Annotated in this window: 1 protein-coding gene and 1 pseudogene; both read right to left on the bottom strand. The window is 59.3% G+C overall.

The features are described from left to right. Positions 1-448: helix-turn-helix domain-containing protein (locus tag AC1D1Y_RS26010; RefSeq protein WP_477684895.1), on the bottom strand; the 448-nt coding region annotated here is incomplete at its 3' end. Positions 449-500: 52 nt separating this feature from the next. Continuing rightward, positions 501-643: pseudogene (locus tag AC1D1Y_RS26005) on the bottom strand (LysR family transcriptional regulator); the annotation flags it as partial.

Here is a 643-nt window from a genome sequence, read left to right as displayed (position 1 = left end):
GGATGTTGCGTGCCAGCTCTTTGGGTTCGGCTTGCAGAATGTGCGTCCAACGTTCGATGTATACCGGGCTGCACAAATCTCTCTCTTTCCAAAGCGCCACCATCTGCAACGCTTGCAACTGCATCGCGCGTGCAGGGGCGTCGTCCAGCGCCATAAGGGCTGCAATCTTCAGGTGTTTTTCCCGCGAGGTGGCCAGTTTGGCCTGGTTCTCCAGGCGTGCCTTGCGGCGCTCCGCCAGTTCTGGCGAATCGCTACCCAAGCCCAACGCGATCCCCAGCTCCCGCGCCACCGCCAGGTAGCTGGACATTTGTGCGTCCATACCTTTTTCGATCTGGACCAGGGTGGTGCGGCTGATGCCAGCGGCTTTGGCGACCAACATTTGCGACTTCCCCTGCGCTATACGCAAGGTGCGCAGCTGCGTTCCGATCAGGTTGGGGTTGGTTGGCATGTACAGAATTCTAGTCATGTACAGAATTACGGTCAAATCAGGCGCTGGATGATCAACCAAACAACTCGCCACGCGCCGCGTTGGTGATGGCCACCACGCAGGGGTGGGTGATGCGCCGCTCTACCGACACGGCAAAGAACTCCTCCTCGAGCTCGTCGGTGCGGCCAACCAGCTCTACGCCAAACTGCTCCATGA

The organism is Polaromonas sp. P1_G1 (genome assembly GCF_056405595.1).
This window is presented reverse-complemented; position numbering and strand designations above follow the sequence as displayed.